The sequence below is a fragment of the Spirillospora sp. NPDC052269 genome (assembly GCF_040679435.1).
In the GTDB taxonomy this organism is placed as follows: Bacteria; Actinomycetota; Actinomycetes; order Streptosporangiales; family Streptosporangiaceae; genus Spirillospora.
The window spans coordinates 217,321-237,721 of record NZ_JBFAUU010000017.1; the positions used below are offsets into that span (position 1 = coordinate 217,321).

The window sequence follows — 20,401 nt, forward strand, 5'->3', positions numbered from 1 at the left end:
AGGAAACGATGGCCCGCCCCAAAGCCGTGATCATCGGCCCGCCCGGCTCCGGCAAGACCACCGTCGGCGCCGCCCTCGCCGAACGCCTCGGCGTTCCGCTGCGCGACACCGACGCCGACGTGGAGGCCGCGGCGGGCAAGCCGATCGGCGAGATCTTCGTGGACGACGGCGAGGACCGCTTCCGCGAGCTCGAGCGGGCCGCCGTCGCCGCGGCGGTCGCCGAGCACGACGGCGTCGTGGCGGTCGGCGGCGGCGCGATCCTGGCCGCCGAGACGCAGGAGCTCCTCGAGGACGGCCAGACGGTCGTCTACCTCGAGGTCGGCCTCGCCGAGGCGGTCAAGCGGATCGGCCTGAACCAGGCCCGCCCGCTGCTCGTCCTCAACCCGCGCAGCCAGCTCCGCAAGCTGCTCGCCGACCGCCTCCCGATCTACGAGCGGCTCGGCACCGTCCGGGTCAAGACCGACGAGCGCGCCCCCGAGGAGATCGTCGACGAGATCGTCGCCGCCCTGGAGGCCGCCGGGTGACCCGCGCCGCTGACGAGACGACCCGCCGCGTCCACGTCGGCGGCGCCGAGCCGTACGACGTCGTCATCGGCGAGAACGTCCACGGCGCGCTGCCGGGGCTGCTCGGCGACAACGTCCGGGCCGTCGCCGTCGTCCATGACCAGGGGCTGCCGGAGCTCGTCCGCCCGGTGTCGGCCGCGCTGACCGCGGCCGGGTACGCCGTGCACGAGCTGCCCGTGCCGTCCGGCGAGGCGGCCAAGGAGATCGGCGTCCTCGCCGGGCTCTGGTCGAGGTTCGCGCAGCTCGGCATGACCCGCACCGACGCCGTCGTCGGCGTCGGCGGCGGGGCCACCACCGACCTGGCCGGGTTCGCGGCCGCGTCCTGGCTGCGCGGCGTGAAGGTCGTCCACGTGCCGACCACGCTGCTCGCCATGGTGGACGCGGCGGTCGGCGGCAAGACCGGCATCGACATCCCCGAGGGCAAGAACCTGGTCGGCGCGTTCCACCCGCCGGCCGGCGTCCTCTGCGAGGTGTCCACGCTCGCGTCCATGACCGAGCGCGACTACGTCAGCGGGCTCGCCGAGACCATCAAGGCGGGCTTCATCGCCGACCCGGTCATCCTCGACCTCGTCGAGGCCGACCCGGCCGCCGCCCGCCGTCCGGACGGCCCGCACACCGTCGAGCTGATCGAGCGCGCCGTCCGGGTGAAGGCCGAGGTGGTCTCGGCCGACCTCAAGGAGAGCGGCCTGCGCGAGATCCTGAACTACGGTCACACCCTCGCGCACGCCATCGAGAAGGCCGAGGCGTACCGCTTCCCGCACGGCCACGCCGTCGCCGTCGGCATGGTCTACGCCGCCGAGCTCGCCCGCCTCGCCGGACGCTCCGACCTGGTCGACCGCACCGAGCGCGTCCTCGCGTCGGTGCACCTGCCGACCTCCTACGACGCGGGCGCCTGGGACGAGCTGCGCGCCGCGATGACCATCGACAAGAAGTCGCGCGGCGCCACGCTGCGCTTCGTCGTCCTCGACGGCCTCGCCGAGCCGGGCCGCCTCGAGGGCCCGGACGAGGAGCTGCTCGCCGCCGCCTACCGGAGGGTCGCCCAGTGAACTCCGTCCTGGTCCTGAACGGCCCGAACCTGCGCCGCCTCGGCACCCGCGAGCCGGACGTCTACGGCGCCGACACCTTCGAGGACCTGGTGGCCCTCTGCCGCGAGACCGGCCGCCGCCTGGACCTGCACGTCGAGGTCCGGCAGACCGACGACGAGGCCGAGATGATCGGCTGGGTGCACCAGGCCGCCGACGAGAGGATCCCGGTCGTCCTCAACCCGGCCGCGTTCACGCACTACTCCTACGCCCTGCGCGACGCCCTCGCCCAGCGCACCGCGCCCCTGGTCGAGGTGCACATCTCCAACCCGGCCGCCCGCGAGGAGTTCCGCCACACCTCCGTCGTCGCGGGCGTCGCCACCGGCACCATCGCCGGGTTCGGCCTCATGTCCTACGTCCTGGCCCTCCAGGCCATCGCCGAACTCCTCGCCGAGCAGGCCGCGGCCGCCTCTTCCTGACCCACCCGGCCCTCGCCCGTCCGCACCCCGTCGCGGCCCTGATCACCCACGTGATCAGGGCCGCGACGCGTTTCCCCCGCCCGCCCCGCACGGCCGGGGGCGGGCAGCCGAGTTGATCGTTCGAGAATTGTCGCACTATCATCGTGCGAGAATTATCGAACGATTTGAGGAGGGGCGATGACACCGGCACGGGTGTACGAGCATCCCGAGACCGAGGAGATCGCGATCCCGCGGGTGCTGTTCGCGCTGAGCGAGCCGCTGCGGCTGTCGATGGTGCGGATGCTCGCGGAGCACGGCGAGGTGGACAGCGTCGAGCTGGGACCGGACCTGCCGCGGTCGACGCTCACCCACCACACGAGCCTCCTGCGCGAGTCCGGCGTGGTCTTCGTCCGCGCCGAGGGACGCAAGTGCCTGATCCGGCTGCGCCGCGACGACCTGGACGCGCGGTTCCCGGGCCTCATCGGCGCGGTCCTCGACGGGTACCAGGAAGCCGCCCCCGCGCGGGAGGACGCGTGATCCGCCGCGTCTGGCCCCTTGTCGCGGCCGCGGTCGCGCTGGGCATCGACGCCTACGTCCTCGCCGGTGTGCTGCCCTCGATCCCCGGTTCGCTCGGCACCACGCTGGCGGCGGTCGGCCTGTGCGTGACGGCCTTCACCGCGGCGTACGCCCTGGCGGGACCGCTGCTGTCGGGGGCGCTGGTCCGCGGAAGCACCGCGAGGGCGCTGCTGATCGCGCTGGGCGTCTTCAACCTCGGCAACGTCATCACGGTGGCCTCGCCGGGCATCGAGGTCTTCCTCGCCTCACGGGTGATCGCCGGTGCGGGCGCCGGGGTGCTCACCGCGGTGGCGACCGCGACGGCCGCCGCCATGGTCGCCGACCACGAGCGGGGACGCGCCATGGCGATGGTGACCTTCGGGCTTTCCACCGGGACGGTCGCCGGGGTGCCGGTCGGGATGGTCATCGGCGACCGGCTGAACTGGCGGTGGACCATGGGCCTGGTCGTCGCCATCGGACTGCTCAGCATGGTCGCCCTGGCCGTCAGGGCGCGCACGATCCCGTCGCTGCCCGCGTCGCGGGGCCCGGCCTTCGCGGTGCTGCGGTCACCGAAGACCCTCGTCGGGATCGCCGGAGCGTTCCTCCTCGGCGTGGCCAGCCTCGGGCTCTACACCTACCTGCTGCCCATGGCCGAGGCCCGAGGGCTCCAGCACTGGGACTTCGCGCTGGTGTGGGCGTGGGGCATCGGCGGGGTCGTCGGATCCGCCCTGGTCGGCAGGGTCCTGGACGCGTCCGGACCCCGCATGCTGCTCGTCGTCCTGCCCGTGACGCTCCTGGGGAGCTTCGCCGCCATGCGGGTCTCCGACGCCCCGGCGGTGTGGCTCGTCGCCGCGGCCCTGTGGGGTGCGGCGGGCTGGGCGAGCGTCCCCACCCTCCAGCAGGCCCTGACCGGTGACAAGCCCGAACAGGCGATGCCGATCGTCGCGTTCCAGATGGCCGCGATGTACCTCGGCTCCGCCGCGGGGGCGGCTGCGGGCAGTGCCCTGCTGGCCCGCGGCGCGGACCCGGGCGGCCTCTCCGCATGGGCTCTGGCGCCCGCGGCCCTGGGCCTGCTGCTCACGGGATGGATCGCGTTCGCCGCCCTCCGCGTCCGCGCCCGGCATCGCAGCACCCCTCGGGCCGAACAGCCCGAGTGCGCCTGACCGCCCGGCGCTAGCCGACGGCGGTGCGGGCGAGTTCCTTGAGTTCGGCGACGACGGCGTTCAGGGGGCGCAGGTCGCGTTCGGCGCGGCAGAGGATGGTGGCGCCCTCGACGGCGGAGACGATCAGGGTGGCCAGGCGGGCGGCGCGGTCGGGGGAGGCGCCGGCGTTCTCCAGGCCGGTGGCCAGGGTGTCCTGCCAGCGGGCGAACGCGTCGGCGGCGGCCTTGGCCAGCTGCGGGGCGTCGTCGTGGGACTCGACGGTCACCGCGACGACCGGGCATCCGGCGCGGAACTCGCTCTTCACCAGGACGCCGCGCCACCAGCCGACGAACGCGTCCACGGCCGAGGCGGCGTCGCCGCCCTCCACGGCGGCCTGGATGCCCGCGTTGAGGAACTCGCCCGCGTACTGGACGGCCTCCTCGGCGAGCTGCACCTTGCCGCCGGGGAAGTGGTGGTAGATCGACCCGCGCGGCGCGCCGCTGTGCGCGATGACGTCCCGGAAACCCGTCCCGGAGTAGCCGCGCTCGCGGAAGAGGTAGGCGGCGCTGCGCACCATGCGTTCCCGGCTGTCGGTTCCCATACCAGCGATTATGACATTCATCATAAGCTTCTCGGGTTGACCATGACGATCGTCATAGCGACCCTGGGGCATGACGGTCGTCATGGCCGTCGGGCGGCCGTCACGGCCGTCGAACTCACGCGCTGGAGGGTGGACGGTGACCGCGGGTCTGGAGCAGCTCAAGCAGGCGATCAACATGGGGGCGGAGGCCGGGATCGGCGTCGGCGCGCTGCTCGGCATGACCGCCGAGACGCTCGAGCCGGGACGCGTGGTGTTCGCGCTGACGCCCGACCCCAAGTTCAGCAACCCGCTCGGGACGGTCCACGGCGGCATCCTGTCCACGCTGCTGGACTCGGCGATGGGCTGCGCCGTCCACACCACGCTGCCGGAGGGCGCGGGCTACACGACGCTGGAGCTCAAGGTCAACTTCGTCCGCGCGGTGCCGATCGAGGGCGGGCGGCTGACCTGCGAGGGGACGACCATCCACGTCGGCCGCCGGGTCGCGACCGCCGAGGGCCGCATCGTCGACGAGAACGGCAAGCTCATCGCGCACGGCACGACCACCTGCATGGTCTTCCCGCCCGTTACCGAGCAGTAGGGTTCGGTCGACCACCCTTCCGGACGGGAGAACTCCGTGATTGAACTCAAGCGCGAGGGCGATGTCTTCGTCCTGCGGATGGACGCGGGCGAGAACCGCTTCCACCCCGACTTCCTCGCCGCCGCCAACGAGGCGCTGGCCGAGGTCGAGCGGGCCGAGGGCCCGAAGGCGCTCGTCACCACCGGGGCCGGGAAGTTCTACTCCAACGGCCTGGACCTGGAGTGGCTCGGCACGCACCAGGAGGAGTTCGTCCCCTACCTGGAGTCGGTGAACGCGCTGTACGCGCGGTTCCTGGAGCTCCCCGCGCCGACCGTGGCCGCGGTCAACGGGCACGCCTTCGCGGGCGGCGCGATGCTCGCGCTGGCGCAGGACTTCGCGGTCATGCGCACCGACCGCGGCTACTTCTGCCTGCCCGAGGTCGACCTCGGGATGAGCTTCACCCCGGGCATGAGCGCCCTGATCCAGAGCCGCCTGGCCGCTCCCGTCGCGCACGAGGCGATGCTCACCGGACGCCGGTACGCCGCCGAGCAGGCCCGCGAGGCCGGGATCGTCCAGCGTACGGCCGAGGAGGACCAGGTGCTGCCCGCCGCCATCGAGCTGGCCGCGTCCCTCGCCGCCAAGAACGGCAAGACCGTGAAGGCGATCCGCGTGGAGCTCTACAAGCAGGTGATCGCGGCCCTGCGCGGCCCGGCTCTGCCGGAGTAGGTCTCCAGACGCTACGTTTACGTCCATCAGAACCTGATTCGGTTCGTCTGTGGGAAGGATGCCGGGCATGCGCATCGGGATGGCCCTGAACTATTCGGGCGGCTTCAAGGAGACGGTCGCCGAGCTGGCCGACTACGAGAAGGCCGGCCTCGACATCGTCTACGTCGCCGAGGCGTACAGCTTCGACGCGGTGAGCCAGCTCGGCTACATCGCGGCGAAGACCGAGCGGCTGGAGATCGCGTCCGGCATCCTCCAGATCTACTCGCGCACGCCGACCCTGATGGCGATGACCGCCGCCGGGCTGGACTACGTGTCCGAGGGGCGCTTCACGCTCGGCATCGGCGCGTCCGGGCCGCAGGTCATCGAGGGCTTCCACGGCGTCCCGTACACCGCGCCCCTCGGCCGGACGCGCGAGATCGTCGACATCTGCCGCAAGGTCTGGCGGCGCGAGCGCCTCGAGTTCGAGGGCAAGCACTACAACATCCCGCTCCCCGAGGGGCAGGGCACCGGCCTCGGCAAGCCGCTGAAGATCATCAACCACCCGGTGCGGGCGGACATCCCGATCCTCGTCGCCGCGATCGGCCCGAAGAACGTCGAGATGACGGCCGAGATCGCCAACGGCTGGGAGCCGATCTTCTACCTCCCGGAGAAGGCCAAGGACGTCTGGGGCGAGGCCCTCGCCGCGGGCAGGGCCAAGCGCGACCCGTCCCTGGGCGAGCTGGACGTCGTCGGCCAGGCGCACCTCGCCATCGGCGACGACGTCCAGGACTTCCTGGAGTTCGGCCGTCCGATGGCCGCCCTGTACATCGGCGGCATGGGCGCCAAGGGCAAGAACTTCTACAACAACCTCTGCCGCCGCTACGGCTGGGAGAAGGAGGCCGAGGAGATCCAGGACCTCTACCTCGCGGGCAAGAAGGACGAGGCCGCCGCGAAGGTCCCCTACGAGCTCCTCGAGAAGATGTCCCTCATCGGTTCCGAGGGCCACGTCCGCGAGCGCCTGGCCGCGATGAAGGAGTCCGGCGTCACCACGCTGAACGTCGCCCCCATCGCCGGCGACCACAAGGGCCGCCTCGCCCTGATCGAGAAGATCAAGAAGATGGCCGAAGAGGTCTGATCCGACCCCGGCGAGCGCCCGCCCCCGTCAGGGGTGGGCGCTCGCGCGCGTCCCACAGGACGGCGTCGACCTCCCGCGCCCCCACTCGTTCTCGGCGATGAACTACAGTTCGATCATGCGGGAGAGACAACGCGAGCGCCGTGCGGCGCTGGCCGCGGCCGTCGAGGCGGCCGGCGCGGACGCGCTGCTGGTCACGCGCCCGGTCAACGTCCGGTACCTGACCGGGCTCCAGAGCTCGAACGCCGCCGCGCTCATCCGCGTGGAGGGGCCGGACCTGCTCTGCACCGACGAACGCTATGCCGGGACGGCCGAGAAGGTCGCGTCCGACATGGAGATCGTGATCGACCGGAGCACCGGCGGCGCGCTGGTCTCGCTCGCCGCCGACGCCGGCGCGGACACGCTCGGCTTCGAGGCGCACGACCTCACCGTCGAGCGCCACGCCGAGCTGGCCGCGCTCGACAACGGCATCGCGTTCAAGCCGCTCGGCCACCTCGTCGAGGAGCTGCGCGTCGTCAAGGACGAGGCCGAGATCGACCTGCTGCGCCGGGCCTGCGGGATCACCGACGAGGCGTTCGAGGCGCTGCTGCCGTCGATCCGCCCGGGCATCACCGAGCGCGCCCTGGCGGTCGAGCTCGACCGCCACATGATCGATTTCGGTGCGGACGGCCTGGCGTTCGACACGATCGTCGCGTCCGGGCCGAACGGCGCGATCCCGCACCACTCCCCGGGGGCGCGCGAGCTGGCATCCGGAGACCTGGTCACCCTCGACTTCGGCGCGCTGGTCGGCGGCTACCACGCCGACATGACCCGCACCGTCGCCGTCGGCGAGCCCGCCGCCTGGCAGCGCGACCTGTACGAGCTGGTCCGGCAGGCCCAGCGGGCCGCCGTCGACGCGGCCGTCCCGGACGCCGAGTACCGTCTCGTGGACGCCGCCGCGCGCGACATGATCACCGAGGCGGGGTTCGGGGACGACTTCACCCACGGCCTCGGGCACGGCGTGGGACTGGAGATCCACGAGGCTCCGCTCATGAGCACCCGCGCGACCGGTAAGCTGGTGGATCGAGTTCCGATCACCGCCGAGCCGGGGGTCTACCTCGCCGGCCGGGGCGGTGTCCGCATCGAGGACACGCTCGTGGCGCGAACGGGTGGGCCGGAGCTCCTCACCAAGACGACCAAGGACCTGCTCGTCCTCTAGCCGACCCGGCGGACGAGGCGCGGTCCGCCCGACCGGGAGAACACCTGTGGCGACGACGAACGACCTGAAGAACGGCATGACGCTGAAGATGGACAACGGCCTCTGGACCGTTCAGGAGTTCCAGCACGTCAAGCCCGGCAAGGGCCCCGCGTTCGTCCGCACGAAGATCAAGAACGTGCTCACGGGCAAGATCATCGACAAGACCTTCAACGCGGGCAGCAAGGTCGAGGTCGCCTCGGTCGACAAGCGCGACATGCAGTACCTGTACCAGGACGGCGACGCCTACGTCTTCATGGACACCGAGACCTACGACCAGCCGCACATCCCGGCCGCCGTCGTGGGCGACGCCGCCGACTACATGCTGCCCGACCAGAAGGCCATGATCGCCTTCAACGAGGGCAACCCGCTCTACGTCGAGCTGCCCGCCGCCGTGGTGCTCCAGATCTCCGAGACCGAGCCCGGCCTGCAGGGCGACCGCTCCACCGGCGGCTCCAAGCCCGCCAAGCTGGAGACCGGCGCCGAGGTCCAGGTCCCGCTGTTCATCACCACGGGCGAGAAGATCAAGGTCGACACCCGCTCCGGCGAGTACCTCGGTCGGGCCTGATGGCCGCCAGGACCAAGGCGCGCAAGCTCGCCCTGGACGTCCTGTTCGCGGCCGAGCTGCGCGAGGAGAGGCCCACCGAGGTCCTCGAGCAGCGCGGCCGTCCCAACCAGGGCGAGCTCGCCGAGTACCCGCACGCCGTGCGGATCGTCGAGGGCGTGCAGGCGCACGCCGAGCGGATCGACGAGCTGATCTCGACCTACGCGACCGGCTGGACCCTCGACCGCATGCCCGTCGTGGACCGCAACATCCTGCGCATGGGCCTGTTCGAGCTGCTCTGGGTGGACGACGTCCCGGACGGCGTCGCGGTCAGCGAGGCGGTGTCGCTCGCGACCGAGCTGTCCACCGACGAGTCCCCGCGCTTCGTCAACGGCCTGCTCGCCCGCATCCAGCAGCTGAAGCCGTCCCTGTCCGTCTGAACGGACCGGCCTGACGCCGTCCACGCGGTCACCCGACCGGACCGGATCCGCGCCCGTCGGACGCGGACGGTCCGTACGGGGTGACGGGGTCGTGGAGAAGTGAGGGCCGGGACCTAGGGTGAGGGGACATGACCGGTGAGAGGGGGGCGGCCGTGCCCGCCCAGCAGACCTGGCGGAGCCGCGGTGGCGGCCGGGTGCGCGGCGCCGTCCTGTGGGACGTCCTGCGCGAGGTGCTCGCCCGCGTGGCCGGGCAGGGCCCGTGCGACGTGGTGGACGTCGGCGGCGGCACCGGCGGGTTCGCCGTGCCGCTCGCCGAGCTCGGCCACCGGGTGACCGTGGTGGACGCCAGCCCCGACGCGCTCGCCGCGCTCGAGCGGCGCGCCGCCGAGGCGGGCGTGTCGGTCCGCGCGCTCCAGGGCGACGCGGGCGACCTGCCGGAGGTGCTCGGCGAGTCCTCCGCCGACCTGGTGCTGTGCCACAGCGTCCTGGAGTTCGTGGACGACCCGGCCGCCGTGATGCACGCGCTGACCCGGGTCGTCCGGCCCGGCGGGGCGGTCAGCGTGCTGGTCGCGGGGCAGATCGCCGCCGCGCTGCACCGGGCCGCCGCCGGCCGGTTCGACGACGCACGGCAGGTCCTGTCCGACCCGGACGGCCGCTGGGGCGAGCACGACCGGATGCCGCGCCGCTTCACCCGCGAGTCGCTCGCCGAGCTGGCCGTCGGCGCGGGCCTCACCGCCCGCGAGACGCACGGCGTCCGGATCTTCGCCGACCTCGTCCCGAGCGCGCTGCTGGACGACACGGGCGCCGCCGAGGGCCTGGTCGCCCTCGAACGCGCCGCGTCCGTCCACCCCGTCCTGCGCGAGCTGGCGACCCAGCTGCACCTGGTGGCCGAACGCCCCGCCTGAACGAGCGCCCGGCCGTCTCGACGGCCGGGCGCTCGGGACGGCTCGGCGGCCCGCGTTGACGGCCGAATGCGCACACCCGCGTCGAGCGGGCGAAATGTCCGAAAGGGCGTCTAGGTTGGGGGCATGAGCCGCAAGCAGCAGCTGCACCGGCCGGGGCCGCAGCCCGGCCCGCCGGGGGACGACACGGGCTGCTCGATCCTGCACGTCGACATGGACGCGTTCTTCGTGAGCGTCGAACTGCTCGACCGGCCGGAGTTGCGCGGGCGTCCCGTGGTCGTCGGCGGGGTCGGCGGCCGGGGCGTGGTGTCGGCGTCGTCCTACGAGGCGCGCAAGTACGGCGTCCACTCGGCGATGCCGATGACGCGGGCGCGGCGGCTGTGCCCGCAGGCGGTGGTGCTGCCGCCGCGGCACGAGCGGTACACGGCGGTGTCCCGGGCCGTGTTCGAGATCTTCCGGTCGATGACCCCGCTGGTCGAGCCGCTCTCGGTGGACGAGGCGTTCCTCGACGTCGCGGGCGCGCGCAAGCTGTACGGACGGCCCGCCGAGATCGCCCGGCTCATCCGCGCGAAGGTGTTCGAGCAGCAGGGCGTGACCTGCTCGGTCGGCATCGCGCCCACCAAGTTCGTGGCGAAGCTGGCGTCCACCCGCTGCAAGCCCGACGGCCTCCTGGTCGTCCCGGCGGACGGGGTGGAGGAATTCCTGCACGCGCTGCCCGTCGCCGCGCTGTGGGGCGTCGGGGAGCGCACGGAGCAGCAGCTGACCCGCCTGGGCCTGCGCACCGTCGGCCAGCTCGCCAAGGTCCCGCTCGCGACCCTCCAGCGCGAGCTGGGCAACGCGCTCGGCGCCCACCTGCACGAGCTCTCCTGGGGCCGCGACCCGCGCCCGGTCGTCCCCGAGAGCGTCGACAAGAGCATCGGCGCCGAGGAGACCTTCGACACCGACATCGAGGACCCGGACGTGATCCGCCGCGAGCTGCTCCGGCTGGCCGAGAAGGTCGGCGCGCGGCTGCGCGCGGGCGGCTACGCCGGGCGCACGGTCAGCGTCAAGCTCCGGGACGGCGACTTCAAGACGATCACACGCGCGCGTACTCTCCGTGAGGCCACCGATCTCGCGAGAGTGATCTATGTCACAGCCTGCGAGCTGTATGAGGCGTCCGGCTGGGATCGGGTACGACTCCGGCTGGTGGGCGTGCGCGTGGAGAACCTCACGTCCGCGGACGACGCTCCGCGCCAGCTGGCCCTGGACGAACCGGAGACCGGCTGGCGTGAGGCGGAGCGGGTGATCGACCAGGTCGCGAGCCGTTTCGGCCACGGTGCGGTCCGTCCCGCCGCGCTCGTCAAGCGCGGTGCCGGGCGTCCTCCCGGCCGGGACGGACGGGAGAACGGTGACGGGAGGGGATGAGGCGGATGCGGAGATGAACGGGAGAGGGTCCGTGGTCGGCCGTTCGCTTTCGTTGGCCAGTCCTGGCTCGTATTCTGGGCATATCACCGTTGAGGTTCCTGTCCTGCATCGGAAACCCCGTCGCGGGGCTGTCGTTGGGAGGCGCCGTGCCGCTCTCTGATCACGAGCAGCGCATGCTCGACCAGATCGAGCAGGCGTTGTACGCCGAGGATCCGAAGTTCGCGCACGCCGTGCGCTCGACGAGTCCTCAGGTGCACTACAAGCGCCAGATGATCAAGGCCGCGGTGGGCTTCACCGTCGGCGTCGCCGCCCTGATGGCCGGCCTGGTGGCCAACGCCGGCGCGATAACCATCGCGGTCAGCGTGGCCGGTTTCCTGCTCATGGTCGCCTGCTGCGTGTGGGCGCTCACCAGCTGGAAGCGCATGACCGGCATCGCCGAGCCCGCCGCCAAGGGCCGCCGCGCACGCCGCGGCCAGTCCGGAGGCCCGGCCCGCGGGGGCTTCATGGAGCGCATGGAAGAGCGCTGGCGCCGCCGCGAAGAAGAACGCTGACCCGCCCAGCCCGCCCGCGCACCCCGGCGCGCGGCGGGCCGAACACTGCCCCACCCCTCCACCACGCGCCTCACCACCTGAGGCGCGTTCGTGTTTTCCGGCCCCCTGTGAGGGCGCGCCGGCCTACTCGGGCTTGGTGGGGAGGAGGGCTCGGAGGCGCGTGACCACGCGGGCCAGGGCGTGTTCGGCGCGGCCGGTGACCAGGGCGGTGCGCTCGCCCGCGGCGCGCGCGGCCTCACGGGCCTCGGCGACGGTGGACGCCGGGAGCAGCCGGGCCCGCCAGCGCGCGGTCGCCGTCGCGGACGAGGCGAACGCCGACCGCATCGTCCGGACGTCGGCGCGGAGCAGGTCGGCGGACGGCGGGGTGCGGTCCGCCGGGGCGTAGCGCGCGAGCTCCTCGGCCCCGGCGATGCGGCGCAGCGCGGACGTGGCCGTGTCGTCCAGGTCGAGCAGGTCGCCCAGGCGGCGGACCGTCGCGCGCGGGGTCTCGCTGGACGGCCAGGGGACGCCGTGGTCGACGGCGTCCGCCCGCAGTTCCCGCCAGGCGGCGTGCGCCGCGTCCGAGGCGCCGCGCGGACGCGGCCCGCGCGGATCACGCTGCCCCGGACGGGACGTCTCGGGCCCCGGCGGCGGCTCCAGGGCCGTCGACCAGCGGCGCCGCCGGGTCAGGGCCCGGACGGCGGGCGCGGCGGCCATCAGCAGGACGATCAGCGTCCCCGCCGCGACCCACGGCGCGTAGCCCGGGCCGCTCTTGTGCTTCTTGGGCAGCGGGAACGCCGTCCCGCCGGTGCCGGGCAGGTCGTTGCGGAAGTGCGCGCCGCGGGTCGGCCGCCCGCCGGGGCCCGCCGAGGAGGACGGCTGCGGCCCGGGGGCGGACGAGTCGCCCCCGCCGTTCCCGGTGCCGTCCGCCGCGAGGGAGTAGGACGGCTCGGACGCGGTGCCCTGCCCCGCCGCGCCGCTCGGGGTCGGCTCGAACCGCAGCCAGCCCGCGCCGTTGAAGTACAGCTCGGGCCAGGCGTGCGCGTCGCGTCCGCGCACCTCCCACCGGCCCGGGGAGAGCTCCTTGCCGGCGGTGTACCCGACCGCCACGCGCGCCGGGATGCCCAGCTCGCGCGCCATGACGGCCATCGCCGCGGCGAACTGCTCGCAGTAGCCGCGCCTGTCGACGGTCAGGAAGTCGATCAGGTCCGAGCCGTGCTCGGGGGTGCCGACGCTCAGGTCGTAGCGGAAGCCGCCGGTCTGGGTGAACCAGGACTGGAGCTTCACCGCCGACTCGTACGGGCTGCGGGCGCCCCTGGTCCTCTGGACGGCCAGCTGCCGCACCTTGTCCGGCACGGACTTCGGCAGGTAGGTGAACTCGGCCAGCATGTCGCTGGTGTAGGTCCCCCCGGCCTCGAGGTCGCCGGGGGAGGGCAGCACGCGGCGGCTGGTCACGGTGAAGGGCTTCCCGCCGATGCCCTCGTGCAGCGAGTAGACCATCAGGGACGGCGCGTGCACCCGCCAGTCGCCCTTGATCCGCACGTGCGTGGGCGCGTACGGCATCGGCAGGAACTGCAGGTCCCGCAGGTCCTTGTTCACCTTGACCCTGGTGGTGACCGCGCGGGACGGCGCGTCGGTGAGGCCGGGCGGCGCCGGAAGGGGCGCGTCGGTCAGCTTGTCCTGGGCCCTGGACGCGACGTTGTAGGTCCAGCGGTCGCCGTCGAACCGGTCGAGCGCGTAGAGCCGCAGGTAGTCGGGCTCCTCGGTGTCGTCGGTCTCGTAGGTCAGCACGACCCCGTCGGTGAGGTTGGTGAGCTGCCGGGACAGGCTGACCATCGGATCGGGGGTCGTGACCGTCCGGGCGCCGTCGCCGCCGGGGCCCGCCCCCCTGCCGCCGAGCACGCCGCGAGGGTGGACGCCGGGCACCGCCATCGGCACCACGACGGCGACGGCGACGGCGGCCAGGCCGATCCGGCGGCCCGTGGTCGCCAGTGCCGAGACGTCCGGGACGTCCCGCTCGCCCGGGGACTCCTCATGCCAGCGCTGCGAGAACACCATGCGGCCCCAGCCGCCGACGCTCTCCCGCGCGTCCGCCATCAGCAGCGCGAGGAACCCGACCGCGCCGAGCCCGAACGCGAGCCAGTTCACGCCGTGCTCGCGGATCGCGGCGGGCACGCTGTACATCGCCAGCAGCGGCAGGCCCGCGGGCGCGGCCCGGCGCATCCGCACCGCGAGCAGGTCGACGACGGTCGCGATGGCGCCGACCCCGATCGCGACCAGCAGGTGGACGCTCCGCGTGTCCGGGACGGGCGCGGCGTACCGGTTCGCCGTGGACATGCCGTCCGACACCAGGTCGCGCAGCCCGCCCAGCGACGACGACGTCGGGATGATCCCGAGCAGCGCCCGTCCGGGGGTGAACACCAGGGTGCAGTAGAGCAGCAGCGCCAGCAGCGGGCCGAGCGGGTCGAACACCGCCGGGATCCGCAGCCGCCGCACCGCGACGGCCCCGGCGGACGCCGCGACGATCGCGCCGAGCGCGTGCCAGAACCACTGCCCGCCCATGAACAGCGGGTACAGCCCGACCGACCCGGCCAGCGTCGCCAGCCCGGCCATGACCGTCATCCGGATCCTCATGCCGCGCCTCCGCCCCCGTCCCCGCGCAGGTGACCCATGTCCGTGCCGTCCGGCTCCGCGACGACCCCCCAGGCTGCCGCGAGCTCCACGGCCGTCCGCACCGTCACGACCCGCCACCCGGCGGCCCGCAACACCCGGGCCGCCCCAACGCCTGCCACCTCGCCCGGCCCGTGCGAAGCCCGCACGGCCGTTTCGGAGGAGCCGTTGCCGGAGCGCCGCGGGGACGGGACGCGCGGATCGGCGGCCGCGGCCGCCGCCTCCGGGTCCACCAGGACCGCCACGCACGCCGCCGTGCCCCGCCGGACGGACGCGACCGCGCGCGCCTCCTCCGGTGTGAGCCGTCCGAACACCGCGACCACCAGCCCGTCGCCGTCCCGTCCGGAGCCGCCGAGCAGGGCCGCGAGACCCGCGTCCAGCGACGCGCCGTCGCCGGGGCGCGCGACGGCCAGGGTGTCCAGCAGCAGGCCCTCGAACTCGCCCTCGTAGTCGGCGGTCGGCGCGAGCCGCTCCCCGGCGTCGGTGACCAGGCGCAGCGCCATGCCCATCCGGCCGAGGTGCACCCCGACGGACGCCGTCGACGACACCGCCTGCTCGAACGTCGCGCCGGGCCCCTCGCCGCGGTGCGCCAGGCTCCGGGTGTCCAGGAAGAGCGTGCCCCGGCTCTGCCAGTGCTGCTCCTCGCGCCGCACCATCAGCTCGCCGCGCCGCGCCGTCGACCGCCAGTGGACGCGTCGCAGGTCGTCGCCGTGCCGGTACTCGCGCGGCGCGATGTCGTCCTCGCCCGCGGTGGAGACCGTCCGGGCCAGGCTGTCGCCGCCGCCCGCCCACGCCCCCGCGAGCCGCCCGGACGGCAGCGGCACGATCGCCGGGGTCACCGTCAGGGTGTCGGTGAGGCTGAACGAGCGGACCAGCTCGACCATCCCGAACGGGTCGGCGAGGCGGACCGTCAGCGGCCCGACCCGGAACCGCCCCCGCACGTCCGACCGGATCCGGTAGCTCAGCTCGCGGGACCCGCGCGGCTCGATCCGGTCGATCACGAACCGGGGCCGCCCGCCGAGTGCGAACGGCACCCGGTCCTCGACCATCAGCAGCCCGCTCGGCAGCCGGGACACGTTCTCCAGCCGCAGCTCCGCGCGCGACTCGTGCCCGACGGGCAGCCGCGGCGGGTCGAGCTGCCGCGCACAGGCCAGCCGGTACCGGGTCCGCGACACGACCCACGTGCAGATCAGAGGCAGCGCCAGCACGAGCACGCCCGCGCGCAGCAGGTCGCGCTCGCCGAGCACGAACGAGCACACGATCGCGGTGGCCCCGGCCGCCATGAACGACCGGCCCCGTGTGGTCAGACCCGCCAAGGCCCGTCGCACCGTGTCACCCCCGAGGGGACGGGACGGGCAGCCGGTGCACCAGCTCGGTCAGCATGTGCTCCGGCCTGCGCCGCTCGAGCTGCGCCTCGGCGCTCGGCAGCAGCCGGTGCGCCAGCACCGGGAGGGCCAGCTCCTGGATGTCGTCCGGCAGCACGTAGTCGCGGTCGTCGAGCGCCGCGTACGCGCGCGCCGCCCGCACCAGGTGCAGGGTCGCCCGCGGGGACGCGCCGAGCCGCAGGTCCGGGTGGTTGCGCGTCGCGGTGACCAGGTCGATCGCGTACTGCCGGACGGACGAGGCGACGTGCTGGTGCCGGACCACCTCGATGAGCCCGCGCACGTCGGACGCGTGCGCCACCGGCTCCAGGTCGTCCAGCGGGTTCGCCTCGCCGTGCGTGTCCAGCATCTCCAGCTCGGCGGCCGGGTCGGGGTACCCCATCGAGATCCGCGCGGTGAACCGGTCCCGCTGCGCCTCGGGGAGAGGGTAGGTGCCCTCCATCTCCACCGGGTTCTGGGTGGCGATCACCATGAACGGCCGCTCCAGCGGATACGTCGTCCCGTCCACCGTGACCTGGCGCTCCTCCATGCACTCCAGCAGCGCCGACTGGGTCTTGGGGGAGGCGCGGTTGATCTCGTCGCCGACCACGATGTTGGCGAACACCGGGCCCGGCTTGAACTCGAACTCGCGCAGCTCCTGGTTGTAGGCGCTGACGCCGGTGATGTCGCTCGGCAGCAGGTCGGGCGTGAACTGGACGCGCCGCACCGAGCAGTCCACCGAGCGGGCCAGGGCCTTGGCGAGCATCGTCTTGCCGACGCCGGGCACGTCCTCGATCAGCAGGTGCCCCTCGGCGAGCAGGACGGTCAGCGCGAGCCGGACCGCCCGGGGCTTGCCCTCGACCACCGTCTCCACGGCGTCCCGGATGCGCCCGCTCACCCGGGCGAGGTCGTCCAGGCCGCCGGGGAAACCCGTCCGCGAACCGTCCGCGGGGGCCTCCCCGGAGCGGGGCGCGGGCGCCGAACGTCCGGTCCCGGTCGACGGGTCCCCGTGCATCCCTACTGCCACCAACCAACCCTCCTCAGCTGTCCGGCCGCCCCGACGGCGCCGCGCTGCGCAACCCTTGCACGGACACCCGCGCGACTCCACCGTTTCGGACGAGCCGCGCCGCCGGTCCGCTCCACCCGCGGCTCCCGCCGCGGTGTTCCACCGACAGTACGTCTCCCGCCCGCGGTACGTCTTCTTCCGCCCGGCGGCCGGGATGGTCCTGGGGATCGGCTGCCCATTGTGCTCCACCCGGGCGTCCTCCACGGCCCGTGCGGCGCCCCACTTTCCCCCTCGGGGGCCCGCGGCGGCGCCCCCCAGAACGCTCCGGGCTGCGTCAGGACGCGTTGTCAAGTGGTCCCGCCGGACCGCCGCGCCTGGCCGCCCCACCGCCCACCCCCCGGAGGCCCACCCCGTCTGACCTGCGGAATCGTTCGCGAAATCCGCGCGCGGCAGGTGTTTTCGTAGTTGACGGTGGGGAAGAGTGGAGTAGAGTGGGGCGCCGTGGGGAGCGGTAGCGCCTCATGCGGCGCGGGAGGTGGGGCCGGTGTTCCTCGGCACCCACACGCCGCGCCTCGACGACAAGGGACGACTGTTCCTGCCGGCGAAGTACCGCGAGGAGCTGTCGGGGGGATTGGTGATCACGAAGGGCCAGGAACGCTGCCTGTACGTCTTCCCTATGGCAGAGTTCCAGCGCATCACCGAGGCGCTTCGTGCCGCGCCCGTCACCGAGCGCACCGTGCGTGCCTACGGCCGGGTCTTCTTCGCCAGCGCGTCCGACGAGCTCCCCGACAAGCAGGGCCGGATCACGATCCCGCCCCCGCTGCGGAAGTACGCCGGGCTCACCCGCGACTGCACCGTCATCGGCGCGAACACGCGCCTGGAGATCTGGGACAGCGGCGCCTGGGAGTCCTACCTCGAGCAGGAGGAGCAGGCGTTCGCCGACATCTCCGAGGAGGTGTTGCCCGGGATCCTCTGACGATCTGCCGAACGTCGGTCCCGAAGACCGGCACCGGCCAGCGTTCGGCCAGGTCTCCAGCCGCTCTCCAGACCCTCTGGCGCAGCTTCCCCGGCGCCAGAAGTCGACCCCCCGCGGTGACGCGGTGATCTTCCTCAAGGGCAGCGGATGGGGACCTGGCCGGACGAGGCCGCCGGCGGCGCCCACGGGGGTTCACAGGGCGCCGGCACCGACGGGAGACGGCTCGGCGGCACGCGCCGCCGGCCGCCGATGCCACAATTCCGCGAGCAAGGTGGCACCAACATGGGGGTGGAGCATGGACGTGGGCGACCACGCGGCGCAGGCCGGTCACATTCCGGTACTGCTCGACCGCGTTCTTGAGATCCTGGCGCCCGCCGTCCAGTCGGCCGCGGACGCCGGCCGGACGCCCGTCTACCTGGACGGGACGCTCGGCATGGGCGGCCACGCCGAGGCCATGCTCACCGCCCATCCGACGCTCCGCCTGATCGGCCTGGACCGGGACACCTACGCGCTGGAGCGCTCCGCCAAGCGGCTGGAGCGCTTCGGCGACCGGGTCTCGCTCGTGCACGCCGTCTACGACGACATCGCCGCCGTGCTCGACCGGCTGGACGTGCCGAACGTGGACGCCTTCCTGTTCGACCTCGGAGTCTCCTCGCCCCAGCTGGACGAGGCCGACCGCGGCTTCGCCTACTCCTACGACGCCCCCCTCGACATGCGGATGGACCGGACGCAGGCCCTCACCGCCGCCGAGGTCGTCAACACCTACCCGCCCGGCGAGCTCGCCCGCATCCTGCGCGAGTACGGCGAGGAGCGGTTCGCCCAGCGCATCGCGTCCGCCATCGTGCGCGAGCGCGCCAAGGAGCCGCTCGACTCGACCGCGCGGCTCACCGACCTCGTCCGCACCGCGATCCCGGCCGCGACCCGCCGCACCGGCGGGAACCCGGCCAAACGCACCTTCCAGGCGCTCCGGATCGAGGTCAACGGCGAGCTCGAGATCTGGCGGCGGGCCCTGCCCGCCGCGCTCGACGCCCTCCCGGTCGGCGGCCGGGTCGCGGTGCTCAGCTACCACTCGCTCGAGGACCGCATCACCAAGCAGGTCCTCGCCGATGTCACCGCCGACAAGACCCCGCCGGACCTGCCCGTCCCGCTGCCCGAGCACCAGCCGCGCTTCCGGCTGCTGACCCGGGGGGCCGAGGTGGCGTCCGAGTCCGAGACCGAGACCAATCCACGGGCCGGGTCGGTGCGGCTGCGCGCCGCCGAGCGGGTCCGGGAGGCCCCATGAGCACACGGACACGCAAGCCGGGGACCGCGACCCCGCCCGTGCCCAAGCAGCGCCGCGAGCGCCGCACGAGGCCCGAGCGTCCGGCCCCGCCCCGCCCGGACGCCAAGCGCGCCCGCCCCGCGGACGCGCCCGAGGACGCCCGCGAGGACGCGCGCCGCACCAGGACGTCCACGAGCACCGGGGAGACCGCCGCGCGGGGTTCCGCACGGGGGGCGAAGACGTCCGCGCGCGGGTCGGACACGGACGCGCGCGGTGCCAGGACGTCCGGTCGCGCCGCGAGCGGTGACGCACGTGGCTCGAAGACGTCGGCCCGCGGCACGGACACCGACGCGCGCAGCACGAAGACCGATGCGCGCGGCACCAAGACCGATGCGCGCGGCACGAAAAGCGATGCGCGCGGCACGAAGACCTCCGGGCGCGGGAAGGACGCGGCCGGGCGCGGCTCGGCGGCCTCCGGACGCGCCCGGACGGCGGAGCCGCGGGACGCCTCGTCCGCGCGGAGCGGCACGTCCGTGAAGACGAAGACCCGGACGCGCGCCGAGACCTCCACCAAGACCTCCACCAAGACCAGGGGCAAGGCCAGGACCGGCGCGGCCAAGGCGGGCCCGGCGCGGCGGACGGCCCGGGCGGTCCGGCAGTCGGCTCCGCCGCGGACGCCGTTCGTCCTGCTGATCGTGGGGCTGCTGGGCGGCGCGCTGGCGAGCCTGCTGCTGCTGAACACCGTCCTCGCCGAGGACGCGTTCACGCTGTCGCGGCTCCAGCAGAACAACAAGCTGCTCGACCAGCAGCGCCAGCAGATGCAGAGCGACATCGCGCGCGAGGAGGCGCCGGCCCGGCTGGACAGCAAGGCCCGCGAGTTCAACATGAGGCCGCCGACGCAGCCCGCGTGGATCTCGCCGGACGGCACGGTCACCGGAAGCCGCGGACTGCGCCCGGTGCCGAACGGGGCCGCCTCGACCGCGGGCGCGGTGGGCGTGCTCGGCGTCCCCGGCGCGATCATCCCGGGTGAGGGCGTGCCGAGCGCCCCCGCCGCGGACGGCGGCGGGCGGGTGACGCCGTGAGGACGGCTCGGGGGGCGCGGTGAGCCGGCGTCCGGCCGGTCCGCCGTCCGGACGCGGACGGGGACCCCAGGGGAGGGGACCGCGCGGCTCGGCCGGGCGGGACGAGAAGAACGGTCCGGGCGCGGCGCGCGCGTCCGGACGCAATACGGGTAACACCCCACCCCGGTCTCCATCTGCTGCTGGACGGTCTCGGGCGAGTCCTGCCCCATCGTGATCTGGACGCCGTCGGGGTTCTGCTCCCGGATCGGGTCCGAGTC

21 protein-coding genes are annotated in these 20,401 nt (G+C 73.7%); 17 read left to right on the forward strand and 4 right to left on the reverse strand.

Annotated elements, in window-relative coordinates; translation table 11 throughout:
• Positions 1–8 precede the first annotated feature (8 nt).
• From AB0L06_RS32785 to AB0L06_RS32805, 5 genes are all read left to right on the forward strand, one after another.
• Positions 9–524, forward strand: a complete 516-nt coding sequence (locus tag AB0L06_RS32785; protein WP_500235015.1) for a shikimate kinase — start codon at positions 9–11, stop codon at positions 522–524.
• A complete protein-coding gene (aroB, locus tag AB0L06_RS32790) occupies positions 521–1,609 on the forward strand; it encodes a 3-dehydroquinate synthase (protein ID WP_500235016.1) in 1,089 nt (362 codons plus the stop codon). Before AB0L06_RS32785 ends, aroB begins: the two co-directional genes overlap by 4 nt.
• Positions 1,606–2,064, forward strand: coding sequence for a type II 3-dehydroquinate dehydratase (gene aroQ, locus AB0L06_RS32795; protein WP_500235017.1), 459 nt, complete (start codon positions 1,606–1,608; stop codon positions 2,062–2,064). The genes aroB and aroQ overlap by 4 nt, the downstream gene beginning before the upstream one ends.
• Before the next feature lie 177 nt (positions 2,065–2,241).
• On the forward strand, positions 2,242–2,580 hold the full coding sequence (locus AB0L06_RS32800; RefSeq protein ID WP_500235018.1) for an ArsR/SmtB family transcription factor: 339 nt from the start codon (positions 2,242–2,244) through the stop codon (positions 2,578–2,580).
• Positions 2,577–3,761, forward strand: coding sequence for an MFS transporter (locus AB0L06_RS32805; RefSeq protein WP_500235019.1), 1,185 nt, complete (start codon positions 2,577–2,579; stop codon positions 3,759–3,761). Before AB0L06_RS32800 ends, AB0L06_RS32805 begins: the two co-directional genes overlap by 4 nt.
• A 10-nt stretch (positions 3,762–3,771) precedes the next feature.
• Here the strand turns inward: AB0L06_RS32805 and AB0L06_RS32810 are convergent, their stop codons facing one another.
• The gene (locus AB0L06_RS32810) at positions 3,772–4,341 is read right to left on the reverse strand and encodes a TetR/AcrR family transcriptional regulator (protein WP_500235020.1); all 570 of its coding nucleotides are present in this window, start codon (positions 4,339–4,341) and stop codon (positions 3,772–3,774) included.
• Between the two features lie 136 nt (positions 4,342–4,477).
• On the opposite strand from AB0L06_RS32810, the gene AB0L06_RS32815 reads away from it, so the two are divergent.
• The 9 genes from AB0L06_RS32815 (at position 4,478) to AB0L06_RS32855 (ending at position 11,809) form a co-directional block, all read left to right on the forward strand.
• A complete protein-coding gene (locus AB0L06_RS32815; protein ID WP_500235021.1) occupies positions 4,478–4,918 on the forward strand; it encodes a PaaI family thioesterase in 441 nt (146 codons plus the stop codon).
• A 36-nt stretch (positions 4,919–4,954) separates the two neighbouring features.
• Positions 4,955–5,623: an enoyl-CoA hydratase-related protein gene (locus AB0L06_RS32820; RefSeq protein WP_500235022.1), complete on the forward strand. Its 669-nt coding sequence runs from the start codon at positions 4,955–4,957 to the stop codon at positions 5,621–5,623.
• Positions 5,624–5,690: 67 nt separating this feature from the next.
• Positions 5,691–6,737, forward strand: coding sequence for an LLM class F420-dependent oxidoreductase (locus AB0L06_RS32825; protein ID WP_500235023.1), 1,047 nt, complete (start codon positions 5,691–5,693; stop codon positions 6,735–6,737).
• Between the two features lie 115 nt (positions 6,738–6,852).
• Complete coding sequence (locus AB0L06_RS32830) at positions 6,853–7,932, forward strand: M24 family metallopeptidase (protein WP_500235024.1); 1,080 nt, start codon at positions 6,853–6,855, stop codon at positions 7,930–7,932.
• Between the two features lie 46 nt (positions 7,933–7,978).
• Complete coding sequence (efp, locus tag AB0L06_RS32835) at positions 7,979–8,536, forward strand: elongation factor P (protein WP_500235025.1); 558 nt, start codon at positions 7,979–7,981, stop codon at positions 8,534–8,536.
• Positions 8,536–8,952 (forward strand): transcription antitermination factor NusB, encoded by a 417-nt coding sequence (gene nusB, locus AB0L06_RS32840; RefSeq protein WP_500235026.1) that lies wholly within the window; start codon positions 8,536–8,538, stop codon positions 8,950–8,952. The genes efp and nusB overlap by 1 nt, the downstream gene beginning before the upstream one ends.
• A 128-nt stretch (positions 8,953–9,080) precedes the next feature.
• Positions 9,081–9,857 carry a methyltransferase domain-containing protein gene (locus tag AB0L06_RS32845; RefSeq protein WP_500235027.1) on the forward strand — a complete coding sequence of 259 codons (777 nt, stop codon included), beginning with the start codon at positions 9,081–9,083 and terminating at the stop codon, positions 9,855–9,857.
• Positions 9,858–9,980: 123 nt separating this feature from the next.
• Positions 9,981–11,258 (forward strand): DNA polymerase IV, encoded by a 1,278-nt coding sequence (locus AB0L06_RS32850; protein ID WP_500235028.1) that lies wholly within the window; start codon positions 9,981–9,983, stop codon positions 11,256–11,258.
• Between the two features lie 146 nt (positions 11,259–11,404).
• A complete protein-coding gene (locus tag AB0L06_RS32855; RefSeq protein WP_500235029.1) occupies positions 11,405–11,809 on the forward strand; it encodes an SCO2097 family morphological protein in 405 nt (134 codons plus the stop codon).
• Between the two features lie 123 nt (positions 11,810–11,932).
• Here the strand turns inward: AB0L06_RS32855 and AB0L06_RS32860 are convergent, their stop codons facing one another.
• From AB0L06_RS32860 to AB0L06_RS32870, 3 genes are read right to left on the reverse strand one after another with little or no spacing between them, the layout of a single operon-like run.
• A complete protein-coding gene (locus AB0L06_RS32860) occupies positions 11,933–14,422 on the reverse strand; it encodes a transglutaminaseTgpA domain-containing protein (protein WP_500235030.1) in 2,490 nt (829 codons plus the stop codon).
• Positions 14,419–15,786, reverse strand: a complete 1,368-nt coding sequence (locus tag AB0L06_RS32865) for a DUF58 domain-containing protein (protein WP_500235031.1) — start codon at positions 15,784–15,786, stop codon at positions 14,419–14,421. The genes AB0L06_RS32860 and AB0L06_RS32865 overlap by 4 nt, the downstream gene beginning before the upstream one ends.
• A gap of 4 nt (positions 15,787–15,790) precedes the next feature.
• Positions 15,791–16,846 carry an AAA family ATPase gene (locus tag AB0L06_RS32870; protein WP_500235039.1) on the reverse strand — a complete coding sequence of 352 codons (1,056 nt, stop codon included), beginning with the start codon at positions 16,844–16,846 and terminating at the stop codon, positions 15,791–15,793.
• Positions 16,847–17,369: 523 nt separating this feature from the next.
• On the opposite strand from AB0L06_RS32870, the gene mraZ reads away from it, so the two are divergent.
• From mraZ to ftsL, 3 genes are all read left to right on the forward strand, one after another.
• Positions 17,370–17,801: a division/cell wall cluster transcriptional repressor MraZ gene (mraZ, locus tag AB0L06_RS32875; RefSeq protein ID WP_026411510.1), complete on the forward strand. Its 432-nt coding sequence runs from the start codon at positions 17,370–17,372 to the stop codon at positions 17,799–17,801.
• A gap of 295 nt (positions 17,802–18,096) precedes the next feature.
• Entirely contained in the window at positions 18,097–19,083 is a 987-nt protein-coding gene (gene rsmH / locus AB0L06_RS32880) for a 16S rRNA (cytosine(1402)-N(4))-methyltransferase RsmH (RefSeq protein WP_500235032.1), read from the forward strand.
• On the forward strand, positions 19,080–20,144 hold the full coding sequence (gene ftsL / locus AB0L06_RS32885) for a cell division protein FtsL (RefSeq protein ID WP_500235033.1): 1,065 nt from the start codon (positions 19,080–19,082) through the stop codon (positions 20,142–20,144). The genes rsmH and ftsL overlap by 4 nt, the downstream gene beginning before the upstream one ends.
• Positions 20,145–20,401: the final 257 nt, after the last annotated feature.

Coding starts and splice junctions, on each gene's coding strand:
- AB0L06_RS32800 (WP_500235018.1), top strand. CDS start 2,242: ATGACACCGGCACGGGTGTACGAGCATCCCGAGACCGAGGAGATCGCG.
- nusB (WP_500235026.1), top strand. CDS start 8,536: ATGGCCGCCAGGACCAAGGCGCGCAAGCTCGCCCTGGACGTCCTGTTC.
- AB0L06_RS32845 (WP_500235027.1), top strand. CDS start 9,081: ATGACCGGTGAGAGGGGGGCGGCCGTGCCCGCCCAGCAGACCTGGCGG.
- AB0L06_RS32860 (WP_500235030.1), bottom strand. CDS start 14,422: ATGAGGATCCGGATGACGGTCATGGCCGGGCTGGCGACGCTGGCCGGG.
- AB0L06_RS32830 (WP_500235024.1), top strand. CDS start 6,853: ATGCGGGAGAGACAACGCGAGCGCCGTGCGGCGCTGGCCGCGGCCGTC.
- AB0L06_RS32810 (WP_500235020.1), bottom strand. CDS start 4,341: ATGGGAACCGACAGCCGGGAACGCATGGTGCGCAGCGCCGCCTACCTC.
- ftsL (WP_500235033.1), top strand. CDS start 19,080: ATGAGCACACGGACACGCAAGCCGGGGACCGCGACCCCGCCCGTGCCC.
- rsmH (WP_500235032.1), top strand. CDS start 18,097: ATGGACGTGGGCGACCACGCGGCGCAGGCCGGTCACATTCCGGTACTG.
- AB0L06_RS32850 (WP_500235028.1), top strand. CDS start 9,981: ATGAGCCGCAAGCAGCAGCTGCACCGGCCGGGGCCGCAGCCCGGCCCG.
- AB0L06_RS32825 (WP_500235023.1), top strand. CDS start 5,691: ATGCGCATCGGGATGGCCCTGAACTATTCGGGCGGCTTCAAGGAGACG.
- AB0L06_RS32785 (WP_500235015.1), top strand. CDS start 9: ATGGCCCGCCCCAAAGCCGTGATCATCGGCCCGCCCGGCTCCGGCAAG.